At 67.0% G+C, this 18,469-nt stretch carries 16 protein-coding genes and 1 pseudogene; 10 read left to right on the top strand and 7 right to left on the bottom strand.

Annotation, left to right across the window (positions count from 1 at the left end):
* The first annotated feature begins 2 nt into the window (after window positions 1-2).
* The 9 genes and pseudogenes from ACN9M6_RS07620 to ACN9M6_RS07660 all read left to right on the top strand — a co-directional run bounded on the left by ACN9M6_RS07620 (window position 3) and on the right by ACN9M6_RS07660 (window position 7,416).
* Entirely contained in the window at window positions 3-236 is a 234-nt protein-coding gene (locus ACN9M6_RS07620) for a hypothetical protein (protein ID WP_419162341.1), read from the top strand.
* Complete coding sequence (locus ACN9M6_RS07625) at window positions 233-1,054, top strand: Phenylacetic acid catabolic protein (protein WP_419162342.1); 822 nt, start codon at window positions 233-235, stop codon at window positions 1,052-1,054. Before ACN9M6_RS07620 ends, ACN9M6_RS07625 begins: the two co-directional genes overlap by 4 nt.
* A 3-nt stretch (window positions 1,055-1,057) precedes the next feature.
* Window positions 1,058-1,267: a hypothetical protein gene (locus ACN9M6_RS07630; RefSeq protein WP_419162343.1), complete on the top strand. Its 210-nt coding sequence runs from the start codon at window positions 1,058-1,060 to the stop codon at window positions 1,265-1,267.
* Window positions 1,258-1,557 (top strand): DUF167 domain-containing protein, encoded by a 300-nt coding sequence (locus ACN9M6_RS07635; protein WP_419162344.1) that lies wholly within the window; start codon window positions 1,258-1,260, stop codon window positions 1,555-1,557. The genes ACN9M6_RS07630 and ACN9M6_RS07635 overlap by 10 nt, the downstream gene beginning before the upstream one ends.
* Window positions 1,554-2,312, top strand: a complete 759-nt coding sequence (locus tag ACN9M6_RS07640; protein WP_419162345.1) for a class I SAM-dependent methyltransferase — start codon at window positions 1,554-1,556, stop codon at window positions 2,310-2,312. The genes ACN9M6_RS07635 and ACN9M6_RS07640 overlap by 4 nt, the downstream gene beginning before the upstream one ends.
* Before the next feature lie 153 nt (window positions 2,313-2,465).
* A complete protein-coding gene (locus ACN9M6_RS07645; protein WP_419162346.1) occupies window positions 2,466-2,672 on the top strand; it encodes a hypothetical protein in 207 nt (68 codons plus the stop codon).
* Between the two features lie 122 nt (window positions 2,673-2,794).
* Entirely contained in the window at window positions 2,795-5,281 is a 2,487-nt protein-coding gene (locus tag ACN9M6_RS07650; protein WP_419162347.1) for a glutamine--tRNA ligase/YqeY domain fusion protein, read from the top strand.
* Window positions 5,268-5,774, top strand: a pseudogene (locus tag ACN9M6_RS07655) (TonB-dependent receptor plug domain-containing protein); the annotation flags it as partial. The gene ACN9M6_RS07650 and the pseudogene ACN9M6_RS07655, both read left to right, overlap by 14 nt.
* A gap of 559 nt (window positions 5,775-6,333) precedes the next feature.
* Complete coding sequence (locus ACN9M6_RS07660) at window positions 6,334-7,416, top strand: TonB-dependent receptor domain-containing protein (protein WP_419162348.1); 1,083 nt, start codon at window positions 6,334-6,336, stop codon at window positions 7,414-7,416.
* A gap of 15 nt (window positions 7,417-7,431) precedes the next feature.
* Here the strand turns inward: ACN9M6_RS07660 and ACN9M6_RS07665 are convergent, their stop codons facing one another.
* Complete coding sequence (locus tag ACN9M6_RS07665) at window positions 7,432-9,210, bottom strand: proline--tRNA ligase (protein ID WP_419162349.1); 1,779 nt, start codon at window positions 9,208-9,210, stop codon at window positions 7,432-7,434.
* A 184-nt stretch (window positions 9,211-9,394) separates the two neighbouring features.
* Between ACN9M6_RS07665 and ACN9M6_RS07670 the strand changes: the two genes are divergently transcribed.
* The gene (locus ACN9M6_RS07670) at window positions 9,395-10,795 is read left to right on the top strand and encodes a M28 family metallopeptidase (protein ID WP_419163723.1); all 1,401 of its coding nucleotides are present in this window, start codon (window positions 9,395-9,397) and stop codon (window positions 10,793-10,795) included.
* Window positions 10,796-10,804: 9 nt separating this feature from the next.
* On the opposite strand, the gene ACN9M6_RS07675 is transcribed toward ACN9M6_RS07670, so the two are convergent.
* The 6 genes from ACN9M6_RS07675 to metG form a co-directional block, all read right to left on the bottom strand.
* A complete protein-coding gene (locus tag ACN9M6_RS07675) occupies window positions 10,805-11,476 on the bottom strand; it encodes a M50 family metallopeptidase (protein ID WP_419162350.1) in 672 nt (223 codons plus the stop codon).
* A gap of 74 nt (window positions 11,477-11,550) precedes the next feature.
* Window positions 11,551-12,603 carry a DUF402 domain-containing protein gene (locus tag ACN9M6_RS07680; RefSeq protein ID WP_419162351.1) on the bottom strand — a complete coding sequence of 351 codons (1,053 nt, stop codon included), beginning with the start codon at window positions 12,601-12,603 and terminating at the stop codon, window positions 11,551-11,553.
* A gap of 10 nt (window positions 12,604-12,613) precedes the next feature.
* On the bottom strand, window positions 12,614-14,761 hold the full coding sequence (locus tag ACN9M6_RS07685; protein ID WP_419162352.1) for a 3-hydroxyacyl-CoA dehydrogenase NAD-binding domain-containing protein: 2,148 nt from the start codon (window positions 14,759-14,761) through the stop codon (window positions 12,614-12,616).
* Between the two features lie 140 nt (window positions 14,762-14,901).
* Complete coding sequence (locus ACN9M6_RS07690) at window positions 14,902-15,663, bottom strand: hypothetical protein (RefSeq protein ID WP_419162353.1); 762 nt, start codon at window positions 15,661-15,663, stop codon at window positions 14,902-14,904.
* 98 nt (window positions 15,664-15,761) lie between these two features.
* The gene (locus ACN9M6_RS07695) at window positions 15,762-16,706 is read right to left on the bottom strand and encodes a M23 family metallopeptidase (protein WP_419162354.1); all 945 of its coding nucleotides are present in this window, start codon (window positions 16,704-16,706) and stop codon (window positions 15,762-15,764) included.
* Between the two features lie 241 nt (window positions 16,707-16,947).
* Window positions 16,948-18,468 carry a methionine--tRNA ligase gene (gene metG, locus ACN9M6_RS07700; protein WP_419162355.1) on the bottom strand — a complete coding sequence of 507 codons (1,521 nt, stop codon included), beginning with the start codon at window positions 18,466-18,468 and terminating at the stop codon, window positions 16,948-16,950.
* Window position 18,469 lies beyond the last annotated feature (1 nt).

The following is an 18,469-nucleotide window of genomic DNA, read 5'->3' on the forward strand; positions in this document are numbered from 1 at the left end:
GCTTGAACGGTAGTGTCTACGAGGTGTTCGCGCGCAGGAAGAGAGCGGACCGGTTCGAGCACATCGGCGCGGTGTCCGCGCCCAATGAGCAGTTGGCCCGCGTCTACGCGTGGCAGACCTACGACGAGGCGAAATGGTTCGAGATGACCGTCGCCCGGCGCGATGCATTCGCCGCTGTGAATCGCCGTGAGGCGCCGTTCACGCTCGGCGGACCGTCCGGGTTCGGTGAGCCGTGACCTCTCCCTTCAAGTCGGCCGCCGACCTGCCCGCCGAGGTTTCCAGGCACCTCGGGGACCTGCTTCTGACCCTCGCGGACAACAAGAGACTCCTCGGAATCCGATACTCGGACTGGATCCTCGGCGCTCCCACGGTCGAGGCGGGTATCGCCTGCTCCGCGATGGCTCAGGACGAGTGGGGGCACGCGCGCATCCTCTATGCCATGCTCCGCGACTTCGGCCATGATCCGTCCGCCCTCGAGCACGAGCGCCCGTCCGATGCGTACAGGAATTCGGAACTGCTGGACCGGGATGTCTCGTCGTGGGCGGATTTTCTCGCTCTCAACTTCCTCCTCGATACCGCCCTCTCGGTTCAGTTCGAATTGCTGGCCGAGAGCCGTTTCGAGCCGATCCACTACAAGGTCCGCAAGCTGCTCGAGGAAGAGCGGTTCCACTTCGACCACGGACAGGGGTGGACCGCACGCCTCCTGACCGCGGAGGGAGGTCGCAATGCGCTGGCCGCGGCGTTCGGGTCGGCCTGGAATGCCTGCCTGTCCTGGTTCGGACCCGACGGCGACCCGCTCGTGTCGACGCTCGCCCTGCACGGGATCGTCAATGCCGGCTCCGACGCAGCACGGGCCCGCTGGCTACAGCGTGTGGGGCCGCTCGCTGCGCAGGTGGGGATGGTTCGCGAGACGGACGAGGCGTGGATCAGCGTTCGTGGACCGACCTGGGACGGCCGTTTTTCGGAACGGCGACGTGCGGCAGACGGCGGACCCGACGAAGACTCCCTCGCCCGCGTCCGTGGCGACCGCAACAGAACGCTCCTGCTGGACTGACCCGTGGCCGACGACGCGCGACAGGAAGATGCGGTCAAGCGGTCCGCGCTCGACGACCCAGTCGAGTCGTCCGCCCTGCCCTCGTCATTCCCGTGTCCGTTCTGCGGTACGGACGACTCCGATCCGTTTGCGACTTTCGGTGGCCAGGCCTCGACCGCCCAGTACTACTGCAACGCATGCCGGACGGTGTTCGAGGCCGTCAGGTGGCGCTGACCTGGTACTCGGAAGCTCCGGGGGGCGGGCTCCTGAGAATTCGCGTGCAACCGCGGGCCGGACGGACGGAAATCGCGGGGGTCCACGGCGACAGACTCCGGATCCGGATCGCCGCCCCGCCCGTGGACGGCGCCGCGAACCGGGAGGTGGTGCGGTTCCTCGCCCGGCGGCTGCGGCTCCCTCGCTCGGCGGTCGAGATCCGCTCCGGCCACAAGGGGCGCACCAAGTCGATATGGGTCCGGGGTCTGGATGCACGCGCTGCGGCGAGCGCGCTCGCGCCCGAAGGGTGACACAATCTCTTTCCTTCCCGTGCGAGCCGGCTGCCTATCGCGATCGAGTTCCACCGCTTGCCCCCTACGCGAGCGCCCTCCTCGCCTATGCGGCCGGCGACTCCAGGGCCGACCTCCGGCTCCGGGACAGTCTGGGCGAAGACGCTTCGTTGCCGGTCGGTTTCTTCTTCCGAGAGGTAGATCAGCTGCTCGACTTCGAGCGCTTCGCTCTCGATCTGTGTCGGGGTCGCGTGCTGGATCTCGGAGCCGGCGCGGGGCCACACACCCTCGCCCTCCAGGCGCGGGGGCAGCCGGTTGTCGCAGTCGAGTTGTCAGCCGCGCTCGTCGATTTGCTTGAGAGGCGGGGTGCGGCTTCAACCGTATGTGCCGACTTCCGCTACTGGTCGCGACCCGGGTTCGATACCGTGCTGATGCTCATGAACGGACTTGGCCCGGTCGGGACGCTCGCGGGTCTCGACCGTTTTCTCGCCCACGCGCCCCGTTTCCTCGCGCCGGGAGGTCAACTCCTGGTCGATGGAGCGGCCGCCGTGTCCGGCAAGCCGGCAGCGTCGACTCCATGGCCACCGGCCGGTGAATACGTCGGTCAGGCGTGGATCGAGCTGTCGCACTCGGGCCGTGTCGGCCGACCCTTTCGCGAGCTGTACGTCGACCTCGAGACCCTCGCGCGTCACGCCGCCGAGGCCGGCTGGCGATTCGAGATCGCATTCGAGACGGCGGACGCGGCGTACCTCGCACGCCTGACACGACCGCTCTGACGACCGCTTCTCCTACCGGAAGCACTGTGGGCCTGCCAACGTTTTCGCCACATCGTGCGTCAGATATTCACGGACGGGGCGGAAACTTTTTCTCGTCCTTTCCGTAGAAACAGGAACAGATCGCAGCCGCCGTACCGAGGAGGGATAGATCACATGGATAGAGTCGCGAAGTGGGTGAGCGGGGCTTCTCTGGCTTGGCTGTTGATGGCCGTGGGCCTGATTCTGGGCACGCACGGCGGGTCGGCGCACGGCGCGCAAGTGACCGGCGCTCCGGAAGAGCCGACGACTGTAGTGTGTCCCAAGATCGCGACGGCCGAGATTCCTGCGACTCTGACTACCGACGACTTCAGGCGATCCTGACGGAAGCCGGAACGCGTCGCCGCGGCACAGGCCGGGCCGGGTCCCAACCGGACCCGGCCTTTTTTTTGGCCGGCCGGCAGGCCGCCCATTCCAGTTCGGCCACTTTCGCATAGTTTCCTCCCATGTCGGAACGAGAGCGGCCGGATTTCATCCGTCAGATCGTCGCCCGGGACGTCCGGAACGACCGGCACGGAGGGCGTGTGCTCACGCGCTTTCCGCCCGAACCCAATGGCTTCCTTCATGTAGGCCATGCCTCTGCCATCTGCCTCGATTTCCAGGTGGCGGCGGAGCACGGCGGGCGGACCACCCTCCGCATGGATGACACGAACCCGACGACCGAAGACCCCGCCTACGTGGAAGCGATCGCGCGAGACATCCGCTGGCTGGGGTTCGAGTGGGACGGCGACATTCGCTACGCATCGGACTACTTCGAGGCGCTCTACCGAATGGCGCTTCAGATGATCGAGGACGGCTTCGCCTACGTGGACAGTCTCTCCGAGGACGAGATTCGCGCGCATCGGGGTACAGTGCTCGAACCGAGTCGGCCCAGTCCGTACCGCGACCGCCCGGCGGCGGAGAATCTGGATCTCTTCCGCCGCATGAGAGCGGGCGAGTTCGCCGACGGCGAGCACGTTCTCCGTGCCCGAATCGATCTCGCCGCATCGAACATGAAGCTGCGCGATCCGCTAATGTATCGCATTCGCCATGCGCACCACTACCGGACGGGCGACGCGTGGCCGATCTACCCCTTCTACGACTGGGCCCACGGCCAGTCCGACGCGATCGAAGGGATCACACACTCCTTTTGTACGCTCGAGTTTCAGGACAACCGCGCCCTCTACGACTGGTTCATCGAACACACGCGGCCTGCCGCTGCCGGAATCGGCCGGATTCCGGGGGCGGAGGGTGGGGGCGGGGCTGAACTCGGCTCCTGGGACCCCCGCCCCCGCCAGTACGAGTTCGCGCGCCGCAACCTCGACTACACGATCGTCAGCAAGCGGAAACTCCTGCTCCTCGTAGAAGAGGGGCATGTGTCGGGCTGGGACGATCCGCGCATGCCCACGTTGGCCGGGTTCCGCCGCCGCGGGATCCCTCCGGACGCGGTTCGTGCGTTCTGTGAACAGATCGGGATCGGTAAAGCCGACAACCGGGTGGAGATCGCCACGCTCGAATGGGCGGTACGTGATGCCCTGAACTCGCGCGCCCCGCGCGTAATGGCCGTGCTGCGGCCTCTCGAAGTCGTAGTCGACAACTATCCGGAAGCGGAGGTCGAGTGGCTCGTGGCGCCGTACTTCCCGCGTGGCGTCGACGCCCCTCCGGAAGGGTGGCCGGAAATGCGGAACGTGCCATTCACGCGCGTCCTCTACATCGAACGTGACGACTTCTCCGAGGCTCCAGTGCCAGGCTTCAAGAGGCTCGCGCCGGGGCGGGAGGTCCGCCTGCGGCATGGCTACTTCATCACGTGCCGGCGTGTGGAGAAGGACGAGACCGGGCGGGTGGTCCGGTTGCACTGCACATACGATCCGGAGACGAGGAGCGGTGCGGCGCCGGACGGACGCCGACCGGCGGGCACGATCCACTGGGTCTCCGCGTCGCGGTCGCTGCCGATCGAGGTGCGCATGTACGACCGTCTGTTCCGGACTTCGGATCCGGCTGCGGGAGTGGACGACATATGCGACAACCTGAACCCCGACTCGCTGCAGGTGCTCGCGGAGTCGTGGGCCGAACCGAGTCTGGGCAACCACCCGCCCGAGACGACGTATCAGTTCGAGCGTCTGGGCTACTTCATCCGGGACCGACCCACGAAGGCCGTGTCCACGGTCGTGGACGGCACCGATCGTCCCCGCGAGACCGAGGTCACGGCGGTGGAAACTTCCGACGCTGCGCCGCCTGGTGCGAGGCTCGTCTTCAATCGGACCGTCACCCTGCGAGATGCATGGGCCAGACGCGCGGTGTCCGACACCCGGGGGGCGGACACGTCCGCGTCCACCGGCGAAGCCCCGGAGCCGGCCACGCCGGGCGTCGACACAGGCCGTGAATCCCGCGACGCGGCCCGGCGATCCGACCCGACGCTCCAGGCGGCCTTTGAACGTTTCCGGACCGAGTTGGGGCTGCCCGGCGACCTCGCCGACCTGATCAGCGGATCGGCCGAGTCCGTGTACTATTATGACCGAGCGATCGGCGACGGCGTGGATCCGGTCGCTGTGGCGAGGTGGCTCGTGCACGAGGTGCGGGGCGCCGGCGTGAGCGGAGGCGATCCGGGCGCGCTTGAGCCGGCGGCGCTCTCCGCTCTCATCGGACTCGTTCGGGACCGGGCGATCTCCCGAACCGTGGCGAAATCGCTGCTCACGCGACTCATCGAGGGCGGGGGCGATCCGCGCGAGATCGTCGAACGCGAAGGGCTGAGTCGAATCGGGGACGCGGAGAAGATCCGCGAGATCGTGGATCGAGTCGTGGCCGGACATCCGCGCGAGGCATCGCGCTACGCCGCCGGCCAGGAGGGACTCGTCGGCTTTTTCGTAGGCCAGGTGATGCGCGAGACGAAGGGGCGCGCGGACCCGGCGATCGTCAAGAAACTCCTGGAGGAGAGCCTGAATGACGCTACGTGATACGCTGCTTCGACGGTCGAGGGCCGCCCGAGGCGGGCTGCTCGTCTTCGCCTGTTCAGCTTTGTGGCCCGCGCCCGCGCTCGAGGCGCAGGACCCGGCTCCTGCCGACAGCGTGGCCTCGCTGGGCGAGCTGATCGTCTCGGCGCTGCGGTCACCTACGTCGGTGGGAGAGGTGCCCGTCAACGTGACGATCGTGACTCGAGAGGAACTGCGTCTCTCGGCCGCTCAAACGCTGCAGGATGTACTCCAGGAAGTTCCGGGCCTCAACTTTCGCTTCCCATTCCAGGCGGGGGTCGCGCACCCCTCCTGGCAAGCCGTCACCCTGCGGGGATTGGGAGGGACGGCCGCCAGCCGCACGCTGGTGCTCGTCGATGGCGTACCTCTGAACGACCCTTACTTCGGCTGGGTCCGCTGGAGCCAGGTCCCCGTGGAGGTGATCGAACGGATCGAGATCGTACGCGGGGGGGCCACCGTCAGTTGGGGGAGCCAGAGCCTCGCGGGCGTCGTGCATGTCATCACGCGCTCCGGCGGCGGGGGCGGGTTCTCGGCCGGGGCACAGGGAGGGAGTCAGTCCACGTTTCGCGGTGATGCGATGGCGTCTTTCGGCGGGGACCGCGTCGGCGGCTACGTGGCGGGCGAGTTCTTCGACAGCGGCGGCTACATCCTTACGGAACCCGGCCAGCGAGGCTCTGTAGACATCCCGTCTGCGTCGAGCCACGCCGCGCTGCGCGCGAAGGTCGAGATCGCGGCCGGAGACCGCCTGCGCATCCATGCCCAGGGCAATTACTTCGACCAGGACAAGGACAACGCGACCCCGCTCCGAAACAACACCACGGAGGCCGGCTTCGGACAACTCGGAGCCACTTACACGGGGCGGGACGGATCCGCGCTCACCATGAACGCGTTCATCCAGTCCCAATCCTACGTGAACTCGTTCTCGGGCGTGGACGGCACGCGGGGCAGCGAGGAGCCGTCGATCAGCCAGGACGTTCCGTCGTCGGGAGTCGGGGCCAACCTGGTCTGGGAAAAGCCCATATCGGGGGGAAGCCATCGTGAACCTCGGGGCCGATGTCCTGCGGGCCACGGGGGACGCGACGGAGCAGTACCTGTTCCGGGACGGCGCCTTCGCGAGGCAGCGCGAGACCGGAGGCGATCAGACCCTGTTCGGCTTCTTCGGTCAGGCTCGGGGCCAGCTCGGCGAGCGGTGGCAGCTCTACGCCGGCATACGGCTCGATGTGTGGCGGAACTCCGCCGGGGGCCGGCACATCTTCGGGATCGCCGACGGGAACGTGCTGACGGACAACACGTTCGAGGACCGCAGCGGCACGCAAGTGAGCGACAACGTCGGCTTCCTGTTCGACGCCGCCGACGGGGTCGTGCTGAGGGGGAGCCTCTACGGCGGCCTCCGCGTCCCGACCCTGAACGAGTTGTACAAGCCGTTCAGAGCGGCCGGGAATGTCGTCAACGAATCCAACGAGGCGCTGAATCCGGAGCGGGTGCGCGGCGCCGAACTGGGTGTCGACCTTCAGCCCAATCCGTCCGTGTTGATCCGGCTCACAGGCTTCTGGGCCCGCGTGAGCGACGCGATCACCGACGTGACCCTCCAGGAGGCGGAGACCTCCGGGGTCATCCAGCCGTGCGGGTTCGTCCCCGCCGGCGGCGTGTGCCGCCGGCGCGACAACGTGGGCACGCTGCGGAGCCTGGGACTCGAGACCGAAGTCGAGGTACGCCCGGCCCCGGCCTGGTTGCTGGCGGTGAACCACCAGTTCAATCCGACGGAGGTCACCGACGCGCCGGGAAGACCGGATCTGATCGGCAACGAGGTGCAGGGGAGCCCGACGCACCGCGCCATGCTGCGGGTCGGACACATCGATCCGACGACGCTGGAGGTGGTGGCCACGGCCCGCTATCTGGGCGCCCGGTTCGACAACGACCTCAATACGGGCGAGATCGACGGCTCATTCCTGGTCGACATCCGCCTTCGTCGTCAGCTCACGAGCCGGCTGAGTGCCTTCGCGAGTGTGCAGAACATCTTCGACACGATCGCGGAGATGTCGCACGACGCGAACGACTTCGTCCGCGTGGGGGCGCCTCGCACGTTCGTCGGCGGCGTCCGGGTGCGATTCAGCGGCTGAGCAACGCGAAACGCCTCAGCCGTCGAGAGTGAGCGGCTCCATGAGCGCGGCGACCTCGTGCCGTAGTTCCGCGACGAGGTCGTCCAGTGGGACGATACGGCTCTCGCGGACGCCGCGGAGGCTGAGTTCGGCGCCACCCGCAGCCAGAGAACGCTCGCCCACCACGAGGCGTAGCGGGAGACCGCGCAGATCGGAGTCGTTGAACTTGACCCCGGCGCGGAGGTCGGGCCGGTCGTCGTAGAGCACCTCGACGCCGGCTGCGCACAGCTCTTCGAACACCTTGTCCGCCGCGGACCACGTCTCCTCCTCCCGTGCCAGCACGACGAGCGAGACGTGATAGGGCGCCACGCAGGCCGGGAGTCGCAGGCCGTACTCATCCCGGTGCTCCTCGGCGACGCAGGCGAGCAGGCGGCCGAGGCCGATCCCGTAGGAACCCATCCAGATCGGGCGCTCGATCCCTTCCTCGTCCGTGAACGTGGCCTCGAGTGCCTCAGAGTAACGGGTGCCGAGCTGGAAGATGTTCCCCACTTCCACGCCGCGAGCCATGCGCAGGCCCTCGCCGCAGGTGCCGCACGGAACTCCCTCGACGGCGGTGGCGACCGGGCCGACGAGTGTGGGCTCGTAGTCACGGCCACGGCAGACGTTTCGCAGGTGATGGTCCGCCTCGTTGGCCCCCATCACGAGGTTCGGGGACGCGGCCACCCAGTGGTCGACGACGAAAATCGCCGCTCCGGGCTCGATGCCCACGGGCGAAGCAAAACCCGGGACCATACCGGTTTCCGCGATCTCTTCCTCGTGCGCCGGACGCAGTTCGAGCGCTCCCGTCAGGTTCTGGACCTGAATCGGGTTTGCCTCGAGGTCCCCGCGTACGATGGCCGCGATCAGCTTTTCCTCGCGGGCTCCGGCCTCCCCTCCGAAGCTGCCGACGTAGAAGACCATCTTGGCGGTCGCGCGCGCGGAGATCCCGAGCAGCGCTGTGAGGTCGTCGATCGTGGCGGTGTCAGGGGTGTGTACGCGCTCCAGCCGCGACATCTCCCCGCCCGCGGCCTCGAGCGTGAACTCGGCTACTTCGCGGTTCGCCGCATATCCGCAGGCATCGCACAGCGCGAGGCTGTCCTCGCCGATGGGCGTGACGTACATGAACTCGTGGGCGATCTCGCCGCCCATCATCCCCGTATCGCTCTGCACGGCCGTGAGCGGCAGGGCGCAGCGGCGCCCGATGCGCTCGTACGCCTCATAGTGCCGATCGTACTGCGCCGCGAGCCCCTCCGGGTCCCGATCGAGCGAGTAGGAGTCCTTCATGGTGAACTCCCGCACGCGGATGAGCCCGCCGCGCGAGCGGAGTTCGTCCCGGAACTTGGTCTGCATGTGATACACCATGGCGGGGAGCTGGCGGTAGGACTGGATCTCGGAGGCCGTGTGAAAGGCCACCACTTCCTCGTGCGTCATCGCCAGCAGCATATCGCGCTCGCGCCGGTCCACGAAGCGAGCCATGGTCGCGTCGATGTCGTACCAGCGACCCGTCGCCTGCCACAGCTCCGCCGGATGCACGACCGGCATTGAGAGTTCCTGCCCGTCGATCCGATCCATCTCCTCGCGCAGGATCTGCTCGATCTTCCTCAGCGATCGCCAGGCGAGCGGGAGGTAGGAGAAGATGCCCGCGGCGAGCTGGCGAACATACCCGGCTCTCAGGAGGAGGCGGTGCGACTCGATCTCGGCCTCCCCCGGGGCTTGCCGGAGGGTCATGCCGAACAGATTCGAGACTCGCTGTCCAACGCGTTCGGTTCGATTCACGGGTCGACCGTTCAGGGGTGGTGACGAGGGTCCGCCGGACGGCGCGGAGAGACAGGCGACGCTAACGGACCCGCTGTCCGCAGGCCAGCGCGACCCTAAGATATCGGCCCGACCCTCACGCAACGTCATCGCCGAGGAGTGCTCCGTGTACGGAAAGTTCGCAGCGCGCACCGTCAGATCGTTCATGGCCATCGCCCTTGCGACCGTACTCGCCGGAGCCTTGGCGGTCAGTCCGGCGCAAGGCCAGGAAGTCCGGAATCCCTCTTCGGAGCTTGCGGCATTGCACGACATCGTCGCCGCCGTTTCGGCCGACCGCGTGGAGGCGGACATCCGGCGGCTCGCAGGCTTCGGCACCCGGCACACGCTGTCCGATACACTGTCCGACACCCGGGGCATCGGGGCGGCACGGCGCTGGATCAAGGCCCGGTTCGACGAGATTTCCACCGTCTGCGGCGGATGTCTCGAGGTCTCGTACCAGACCTCTCTCGTGGGCGGCACCGAGCGAATCCCTGACACGACGGCGGTCGTCAACGTGCTGGCGATTCAGCGAGGGACGACCGACCCCGGGCGGTACGTGGTCATGTCGGGCGACATCGACTCGCGGGCTTCGAACTCGCTGGACGGGACATCCGACGCACCCGGCGCAAACGACAACGCGTCGGGGATGGCGGGTGTGCTTGAGGCGGCACGGGTTCTCTCACGGTACCGCTTCAACGGGTCGATCATCTACGTGGGACTGTCGGGTGAGGAGCAGGGCCTGTTCGGCGGGCGGCACATGGCCCAGGTAGCGCTCGAGGAGGGCTGGCGCATCGAAGCGGTCCTCAACAACGACATGATCGGCAACATCGACGGTCAGAACGGCGTGTCCGACAACACGATCGCGCGCGTTTTCGCCGAGGGCACCCGGGCGGACGAGACCGCTCAGGTGGCCGCCAGGCGCCGGGTCACCGGTGGAGAAGTGGACTCACCCTCGCGGAACCTGGCGCGCTTCATCGACCGGCTTGTCGACGGGTACGTCCCGAATCTGGATATGATGATGGTGTACCGGCTCGACCGGTTCGGGCGGGGTGGACACCACCGGCCCTTCAACGACGCGGGCTTCCCGGCGGTGCGCATCATGGAGGCCAACGAGGACTATCGGCGCCAGCACCAGAACATCCGGGTGGAAGATGGGGTCGAGTACGGCGACGTGATCGACGAAGTCGAGTTCGACTTCGCGGCCAGGCTGACGGCGGTGAACGCCATCTCCCTTGCCGCCATGGCCTGGGCCCCCGCCCCTCCGCGCAACGTCGCGCTCGAGGGCGCCGTGCGACCGAGCACCACCCTGAGGTGGGACCCCGTGCCCGCCGAGCGCGCCCCTGATCTGGCTGGATACCGGATCTACTGGCGGCTCACCGACGCTTCGCAGTGGGATTCGAGCGTGTACGTCGGCGACGTGACCGCACACACGCTCGAGAACATCGTCATCGACAACTACCTGTTCGGCGTGGCCAGCGTATCCGAGGACGGATACGAGAGCCCCGTCGTCTTTCCGTGGCCAATTGGTGCCTATGAGCCGCTGGAATGGCTGGAGCGCGACCCGTAGCAGCCATGACTAGGCCCGCCGCCAGGCCCAGCGGAACAGGAAGATGCAGAACAACAGGGCGACCGAGATCCAGGCCCCGCCCCACAGCAGCGTTGGAACCCCTGTCATTTCGGCCAGCATCCGGGCATCCGACGCCAACTCGGGACGGTCGAGGATGTCGCTCTTGATGTCGAGCACCGCGTACAGGCAGCTGGTGAGTCCGAGCATCGTCAGCACGACCCGGTTCACCGAGGCACCGGCGCGCCATGCCACCGCGAGCAGCGCGGCGGCGAACGCCAATCCGAAGGTCGTGGCGAAGGGTTGCTGCACGAAGAGGACGGTCGAGGTTCCCACGATCACCGCGACCGCCGCTGCGAGCCACGAACTGAAGGCCGGGAATCGTTCGGCACCCCATATCATGAGCCCGCCCCAGAGCAGGCTCCCGAGGTATCCCGCGGAGAGCGTCAGAAAAGCGTTGCCCCCCGGGCATCGGCACAACCCGCCCTCGAGCGGCGTGATCTCGATGGCGACGATTTCACCTCCCGTCGCCAACGTGGCCAGCCCGTGACTGATCTCGTGCAACAACACCACGAACAGCTTGACCGGGTACACGAACGGCGTATTCCAGAGAAACCACACGGTCAGGAAGAGGACGCCGAAAGCGGCCAGGAAGCGGAATCGTCGCATCGATCGGTCGGTCATGGCTCCAACATACGGGCCCGCGGGGACGTGTGTGTCGGTCGCGGAGCGCGGCAACTACCCGGTACCGGGCGCCTTCAGAGCAGGAGGACGAGCGCCAGCAGCGTCATCGCCACGCCCGCGAGCGCGAAGACGGGCACCTCCCTGTCGAAGCTCCAGCGGCAGACAGCGAAGATGAGCGAGAAAAGCCCCAGCGTTCCATATACCGGCAGCAGTGCCCCCGACCATTCCGCCCGGGTATTCAGCGCGAGCACCGCAAGCCCGGAAGCCAGCGTGGCGACAAAGAGGGATCGTTCATCGGTCAGCGTCGGTTGCGGCCAGCGCGTCGCGGGCAGCAGGCCCCCGAGTGCGAGCGGGGCGAGCAGAAGCGCCTCCCCGAGTATCACAAGCTTCCAGGTCTGCTGCGCAGCTCCGGCGATCATGAATGCGTCCGTGAAGGCCGCGAAACCGATCGACGTGGCCGAGACGACGCCCATGACGTAGAGGCCATAGGCGATGATGCGGCCTGATATTCGCGCCGCGTGGAAGATCCCCGGGGTGTCACGCCTCAGGCGGAGCGCCGGAACGGATTCCACCGGCCAGTGCCGCACCCCCGGCGGCAGCCAGCGTGACCGTTGCGTCGCCTCGAGCAGCCGTCCGCCGAGCTCTCGCACTCCGTCAGCCTCACGATCGGACAGTGCCCCGCGCTCGACCGCCGCCCGCAACTCCTCCTCATCGAACAATACGCCCCGCCCCCCCGCCGGCACCCAGACATCGAGGTAGAGATCGTCGATGATCCAGGGCTGCGATTCCAGTCGCGGGGGACGAATGAGGTTGATGTAGTAGCCCTGGAAAGCACCTCCTGGATGGTGGAAGGCCCCGATCTCGAACGCCTCTCCGGGCCACAGATACCATACCAGAAGGGAACCCCGGCGAAGGGTCGTGGAATCGTCGATCCTCAGGGGCTGGAAGCTGGAGTCGAGGAGTTGAAGGGTGATCTTCATCTCCGGCCAGTCGGCGAGGAGCTCCTGGCGAAACTGTCTTACGTCGCCGCCGCGGCGCACTTCCACCTCCACATGAGGCGCGCCGTCGGGGATTCGTCGCGTAACCCGCAGCGCCCGGCGGCGCGCACCGAGGAGATCGAAGCTCACGCAGGAATTGTCATGGCCTGCCGGACGTGAACGACCCGTCACTTTCCGCGAGCCTCTCCAGGCCAGGCGCCGGAGCGAACCTGTCGCCATGGCGTTGTCGAAGCTCCAGCAGGCGGTCGCGGACGGCTCGGGTTCCGCGCGTTTCCGCCCAGGCCATCAGCCCCCCTCGGAACGGTGGAAAGCCGGTCCCGAGCACCATGGCGAGGTCTACATCTCCGGCTCCTGCAACCACACCCTCCGCGAGGGCGTACAGCGCTTCGTTCACCGCGAGCAGCAGACAGCGGTCGACGATCTCTTCCGAATGCACGCCGCCCCCCGCGCCGCGGAAGGCTCGGCCGACCTCCCGATCCACGCGCTGCTCGCGATCCGAGTAGGTATAGAACCCGCGGCTGTTCTTCCTTCCCAGCCGACCCAGGTTCGCAAGCGTGTCGAGCGCCGCGGACGGCCGCATGCGATCCCCGAACGCCCGCGCCATCTCCTTCGCGACGTGTTCGGCGACATCGAAACCGACCTCGTCCAACAATCGGCATGGCCCCATCGGCATCCCGAACGACGTCAACGCGCGGTCGATTCCGGCGACGTCCGCTCCGTCTTCCAGGAGAAACCCGACCTCGTTCAGGTAGGGAGCCAGCAGGCGGTTGACGATGAAACCGGGCCGGTCGGCCACGAGCACGGGGGTCTTCCCCAGTTGTCCCGCCAGCTTGAACGCGGTGGCCAGCGTCGCATCCGAGGAAGATTCGGTGCGGATGATCTCGACGAGCGGCATGCGGTGGACCGGATTGAAGAAGTGCAGCCCCACGATGCGCTCCGGCCGGGCCGCCGCCTTGCCCAGTTCGGTTACCGATAGCGAGGACGTATTCGTCGCGAAGATCGCGTGGGCGGGCAGCATCTCCTCCGCCTCCCGGAGCACGTTTTGCTTTACGGGCAGCCGTTCGATGACGGCCTCGATGACCACATCCACCTCGTCGAACCTCTCGTACGTGAGCGTCCCGTGGACGAGAGCGAACTTGAGACCGACCTCCGCGGGAGGGATGATGCCTCGTTTCCCTGCCTTCTGCAGCAACTCGCTCGCGTGCCGGAGCCCCACATCGAGCGCCTCCTCGTCGATGTCCTTCAGGATGACGGGGATGTCGTTCGCGGCGACGAGTTCCGCGATGCCTCCGCCCATGACGCCGGCTCCGAGTACCGCGACCCTGTCGATGCCCCGGGCCTGCGAGAGCACGTCTGGGGGCAGAGCCTTTCTTGCCGCCTGGCCCAACCTGAACAGACGCACGAGGTTCCGGCAGACGGGCGTCGTCAGCAGGCGTCCGAGAGCCTCCGCCTCGACGGCGAGTGCCTCGTCGATGGAGAGGTTGATCGATTCCTCGATCACATCGATGGCAGCCAACGGGGCCGGGTAGATTCGCCCGGATGTCTCCAGCACCCGCTTGCGTGCCTTCCTGAACAGGACACGGCGTCCCACGCGCGTGCCTTCCAGCAGCCGATCTCGTGCCGACAGTCGAGAGTGCAACCGCTCGACCCGACCCATCACCGCATCGAGGGCCACCAGCGCTACGGAACTTCGGAAACGGTCCGCGTCGAGGATCTGATCGATGAGGCCGTAGCGATACGCGGTCGCAGCGGAGACACTCCTCCCCGTGAGTACCATCGAGAGTGCACGCTGAATTCCGATGAGCCGCGGGAGCCGCACCGACCCCCCGAAACCGGGGATGAGCCCGAGCCGCACCTCCGGAAGTCCGATGGCGCTCCCGGGCGAGTTGGAAGCGATGCGCCAGTCGCACGCCAACGCGAGTTCCGCGCCCCCTCCGAGGCAAACTCCATCGATCGCGGCAATCTTCGGTACGGGAAGCCGCTCCAGCCGCCGAAAGATCCGCTGTCCCTCGGCGCTCTTTGCCCGCCCGTCCTCCGCATCCTCGACTTTGGCGATCTCGTTGACGTCGGCGCCGGCGATGAATGTCCCCGGCTTACCGCTCCACAGGATGACGGCCACCGGGTGACCCGTCGCGATGCGTGACTCGAGTTCGGACAGGCAGCGGTCGAGGTGCCGCATCGTCCGGATGTCCAGCAGATTCACCTGGGCACCGGGAGTGTCGAAGACAAGCCAGGCGATCTTGTCCGTGTCGATCTCGAGCCTGAGTGGGGCTGGCGTTTGGACCATGCGTCCCCCCGCGACCTAGCAGCAGCCGGGGTCCCGACCCCGAGCGGCTCTCAGGCATCGATCGTGACGGCACGGCCGGCGGACCAGGACGAACCCCCCCGGTCGCGGGCTGAGGGACAGCCTCCCCGCCTTGTGCCGGTCTAGCAGCGCTGGCGCACGCCCTGGCGCAGGTCGGCGTTCTCGCGCTGGAGGCGAAGCGTGTCGGACGAAGCCCCTTCGACGACAACGTTCCAATAGAGTTCGCCGGCGGCGCTGTTCATGCGGGCGTGGACCCACCACGGCCCGCCCGACGCGGACTCGGACGCCATGCCGTCGGCATCCGTCGTGTCCGCCATGACCTCTTGGCCGAGCGCCGCGAGGAGATCCTCCTCCACATCGCCGTAGTTCGCGAAGGTGGCTTCCTCCCAGGAATCGATGACGATGCAGATGGAGTCGACGCGCTGCTGCGTGGCCAACTGCATCTCGTTGAAGCGGTCGAAAGCCGACTGCCGCTGGCGGTTCAACGACCGCTCCTCGGTTTCCAGATCCCCGAACCGGTCGAACAATCGCCGGTAGTCCACGCTCCGCTGATCGAGGTTCTCGAGGCGCGTGTTGATCGTCCGCATCGAGTCGCGGACGTTGTTCCAGGCCGATTCGGCCGCACTCCAGACGTCCCGCAGTTCCCGCTCCGTATCGGCTGCCTCCTGGAGATCGGTCGGAACCGCGGGCTCCGGTGTCGAGGCCTGCGATATCATGACCGCGAACAGAGAGTCGCGATCGAAGGGGAGGAACTGGACTTCGACGTCATCGACAGGCTCGGCTTCGGCACCTTCGGCCAGCACCTGTACCGTGATTCTGCCACCGCACGCAGCCAGCAGCGGGAGGGTCGCCAGAAGCGGGATCACGAGACGCAACTTCGACATTCGATCGGGCTCCAGTTGGGGTCTTCCGGTTGTGACGACCGCGGCGCCCCCACGCACGGCGGGGCGAACCGCAGCAAAAGGAATGTAAGGAGCTTCCGCTAGCGACGGTAGCTGTAGTCCAGGAAGTAGCGGCTCGGATTCAGGGGGCGATTGTGGAGCCGAACCTCGTAGTGGAGATTCGGGCCAGTCGCCGTGCCGCTGTTGCTGACCTCTCCGAGCACTTCGCCCCGCCGGACCGTGGTGCCCAATCGGACGTCGACCCGGCCAAGGTGCGCATAGCGGCTCTCGTATCCGTCGCCGTGATCGATCTCGACCAAAGCCCCGTAGCCGCTCCTCGAACCCGCAAAAGTGACCCGCCCCGCACCCGTCGCCACGACGAGACTGCCGAAGTCGGCGGAGATGTCGACGCCGGTGTGCGGCCGTCGAAACCCGAGCGTGGGGTGCAGCCGGTTGTGGCTGAAGTCGGAAGAAATCCACGAATCTTCGGCGATGACCGGCCAGATGGACGGAAGGCGCTGATAGCGCTCCCGCTGTGCTCCGACCGAGTCCGCAGCTTCGGCAAGACTGACCCCGAGGAGATCGGCCCGGCGCAACAGCTGTTCGAGGTCGACCGCCACGTCTCCCGCTTCACGAGCCAGATCGGGCGCGATCTCGAAGAACTCATCGTCCGCGGGGACCACGCCACCGGGGCCTCCAACCCCCACCGAGTACACGTCCGGATCGAGCAGCGGCAGGCCCGCCACCAGTCGGAATCGTCGCTCGCGCACCGAGAGATCGTCCAGCGCCTGGCCCAACTGCCCGCTCTGGCGCTCCATCGCCTGGAGGCTGCCGAGCAGCTGACGGTTCTCGGCCCGGTAGCGCGCGAGCTCTTCAGCGGCATCCTGGCGTCCGAGCACGCCGGCAAAGAACGCCGAGGCGAGGATCACGAGCGCGGCGGCGCTCAGGCCGATGGCCCGCGCCGCGCGCTTCCCCAAACGATATGTCTGCGCTGACCCGCTACCTTCGGGCAGTATCTGAATCGTCCAGTACGACGGTTTCTTCAAGAGTTCAACCAAGAGTATCGAGGAATCGTCCACCCGAAGCGTCCGACCTCCAGCGGCACTCGGCGCCTCTGCGCCGGAGCCCGGAGGGTACTTCCCTGTCGGATCGCCGGGAACGGCGCGAAACGACAACCCATCCGCAGCCGTGACATGGGCCGTTGAAGCTATTTTCGGGCGGTAACCAGTGTCAACCATACACGCCCCGAGGGAGGGCGTTCCGATCGGACGCCCTTTCCGCGGGCTGCTAGGGACGGGGGAAGAGCACGGCTCCGGGCCGGACCCGCGCGAGCCGTCCCAGGGCCGGTTCGAGATCCGCGAAACCCGGCGGCGGCCCATCGCCCCCCGACGCTCGCCAGATTTCGGCGGCTTTGGCAGGGACGAAAGGGGCGAGCATCGCGGCCACCGTCCCCAGAGAGCCGATGAGCTGCGACAGCACGCTGTCCAGGTCGTCCGGGCCGGCCCCGGCCCGTTCGGCCCTGGCCAGCGCCCACGGCTTCGATTCATCCACGAAGCCGTTCGCCGCCCGGACGACATCAAATGCCGCCGCGAGGCCTCGGTGCAGGAGGTAGTCATCCATGGAGGATCGATACTTCGAGAGGGCGACCGACGCTTTTTCCGCGAGTTCTCCGCCCCGCGGCGGAGGTATGTCGCCTCCGCGGTACTTCGAGACCATCGAGACGACACGATTCAGCAGGTTGCCCAGGTCGTTCGCGAGGTCCGTCGTGTAGCGCCGGTCGAACTGCTCGATGAAGGCCTCGGACGAGGGGTAGTCGCGGTCGCCATCCCACGGGACCTCCCGCATCAGGAAGTAGCGCAGGGCGTCCGGACCGTGACGTTCGATGAGTTCGATGAGGCCGAGTTCGGTTCCCGCCGACTTTGACAGCTTTGCGCCACCGATCTTGATGAAGCCGTGGCCCCAGACGCTCCTGGCCGGTTCGACGCCTGCCGCCATCAGCATGGCGGGCCAGTAGACGCAGTGAAAGCGCGTGATGTCTTTCCCGATGATATGGAGATCCGCGGGCCAGAACTTGTCGAAGCCCTCCCCATCGGGGTATCCGATCGCCGTGATGTAGTTCGACAGCGCGTCGAACCACACGTAGACCGTGTGCCCCTCGTCCCCCGGGAACGGGACGCCCCAGCGGATCCGGGAGCGGGAGGCCGAGATGTCCTCGAGTCCGGCTTCGAGCAGCCGGGTGATTTCGTTACGTCTCGTTCGGGGGCGCACCCAACCGGGATCGTCCCGCAGACGGGCGAGCACCGCGTCCCGGTAGTCGGAGAGCCGGAAGAACCAGTTCTCCTCTTCCGTCCATTCGACGTCGCGACCGGGATGGAGCGGGCAACGCCCATCTGCCAGCTCGTCCTCCTTCTTGAACGCCTCGCACCCCGAACAGTAGTGGCCCTCGTACTTCGAGCGGCGAAAGTCTTCGTTGGCGGCGATGCGCTCCATGAGCGTCGTCAGGCCGCGGCGATGGCGTGGCTCCGACGTTCGAATGAAGTCGTCGTTCGAGAGGCCGAGACGGTCCCAGACCTCCAGGAAGGACTCGGCGATCCGATCGACCCATGCCTGTGGACTCGAACCGTGCTTCTCGGCCTCCTGCTGCACTTTCTGGCCGTGCTCGTCCATGCCGATGAGGAAGTGGACGTCGTCCCCGCAGGCGCGGCGGTGCCGGGCGATGACATCGGCACCGATCTTCTCGATCGCGTGCCCCAGATGCGGATCGCCGTTGGAGTAGTCGATCGCCGTGGTCAGATAGAATCCGGGCAAG

This window comes from Candidatus Palauibacter sp. (assembly GCF_965197445.1).
Lineage (GTDB): Bacteria > Gemmatimonadota > Gemmatimonadetes > Palauibacterales > Palauibacteraceae > Palauibacter.

Bases quoted from the DNA above. Each gene is read 5' to 3' on its own strand.
- ACN9M6_RS07645 (WP_419162346.1), top strand. From the start codon at position 2,466: ATGGATAGAGTCGCGAAGTGGGTGAGCGGGGCTTCTCTGGCTTGGCTG.
- ACN9M6_RS07650 (WP_419162347.1), top strand. From the start codon at position 2,795: ATGTCGGAACGAGAGCGGCCGGATTTCATCCGTCAGATCGTCGCCCGG.
- ACN9M6_RS07670 (WP_419163723.1), top strand. From the start codon at position 9,395: ATGGCCATCGCCCTTGCGACCGTACTCGCCGGAGCCTTGGCGGTCAGT.
- ACN9M6_RS07675 (WP_419162350.1), bottom strand. From the start codon at position 11,476: ATGACCGACCGATCGATGCGACGATTCCGCTTCCTGGCCGCTTTCGGC.
- ACN9M6_RS07685 (WP_419162352.1), bottom strand. From the start codon at position 14,761: ATGGTCCAAACGCCAGCCCCACTCAGGCTCGAGATCGACACGGACAAG.
- ACN9M6_RS07690 (WP_419162353.1), bottom strand. From the start codon at position 15,663: ATGTCGAAGTTGCGTCTCGTGATCCCGCTTCTGGCGACCCTCCCGCTG.